Consider the following 1,346-nt stretch of genomic DNA (forward strand, 5'->3'; position numbering starts at 1 on the left):
GTGTTCGCGCTGACGGTCGTGGCCGGGATCGGCACGCTGATCGTGATCGGGGCGTCGCTGCGGCCGGGCAACACCCTCGGCAGCTACCTGCTGGGGATCTACCGGGGTTCGGCCGGGGACGTCGCCAAGCTCACCGAGGGGCAGCAGACCCACGAACTCTTCCACGACTCCGGCGGGATCGTGACGCCGCGCTGGCAGCAGTACGTGTCCTTCGGCTCGATCGTCGTCGTGATGGCGGCGCTCGTGCCCGCCGCGATCAAGGCGCGGGTGTGGGTGCGTCGGCGCGCGGCGCTGGCGGTCGTCCTGAGTCTCGCCGCGCTGCTCTACCCGGTCATCCCGGCCGGGCACCTGACGGCGGCGACCTCCGAGGTCGGCGACCGGGCTTCCGGCTTCGCCTTCCTCGGCGTCGGCTTCGTCGTCGCCTGGCTGCTGGTCGACCCGCCGCGCCGGGCGTCGGCGCCGCGCCTGCTGATGGCCACCGCCGCGTTCCTGGTGGCGTTCGTCGGCGGCGAGATCATCGGCGCCGGCCCGGTGTGGTTGCGGGTGCCCGGACCGTACCTGGTCTCGGCCGATCCGCGCAGCGTCGACGCGGCGAACCTGGCCGCCGCGCGGTGGCTGGCCGACCATGTCCCGCCCGGCAGCCCGGTCTACGCCGACCGGGTGTCGGGGCTGCTCGCCTCCGCTATCGGCCGCCAGTACACCGTCCGGCACGTCGGCTCCGGGATCGACGCCTCCCCTGTGCTGCTCGGGCCGACCTTCACCGCCGTCGACCGGCAGCTCATCCGCCGCGCCGCGCTGGCGTACGTCATCGTCGACCGGCGCGACGCGACCGACCTGCCCCACGTGGGGGTCTACATCGAGTCGGGTGAGCTGGGCGGCGCGAACCGGCGGGCGCCGGTCCCGATCTCCGCGCTCGACAAGTTCGCCACGGTGAACGGAGCCCGTCGTGTGTACGACAACGGATCCATCGTCATCTACGACGTGCGAGCCCTCCGTGCCTCCTGAGACAACCGCGGGCCCGGGAACGGCCGGGACCCGTAATCCGCGGCCCGCGTTCGTCGCCCGCTTGGCGTTACTGGTCGCGGCGGTGACGGCGGTGCTCGTCCCCGCCCCCACCGCCCTCACCACTCCGCTGGCCGCGGCCGGTGTGGTGGCCGTCGTCGAGCCGATCGTGCGGACCCGCCGGGCCGGCCACCTCGACGCGCTGGTGGTCGGCACCGGGTCTGTCCTGATCTCCCTGATGGCTCTGGGCCTACTTCTCAACTACCTGCCCGGCGGTATCACCGAGCGCTCGTGGGGGATCGCCGCCGGCCTGGCCGGGCTGGCCGCGCTGCTCGGCACCGAGC

1 protein-coding gene and 1 pseudogene are annotated in these 1,346 nt (G+C 73.6%); both read left to right on the forward strand.

What is annotated here, in order from left to right; genetic code table 11:
* Positions 1 to 1,005 (forward strand): annotated as a pseudogene (locus NBZ85_RS31135) (hypothetical protein); the annotation flags it as partial.
* Positions 995 to 1,346: hypothetical protein (locus NBZ85_RS31140; RefSeq protein WP_261563423.1), on the forward strand; the 352-nt coding region annotated here is incomplete at its 3' end. The pseudogene NBZ85_RS31135 and the gene NBZ85_RS31140, both read left to right, overlap by 11 nt.

Source organism: Frankia tisae, from assembly GCF_025403405.1.
Lineage (GTDB): Bacteria > Actinomycetota > Actinomycetes > Frankiales > Frankiaceae > Frankia > Frankia tisai.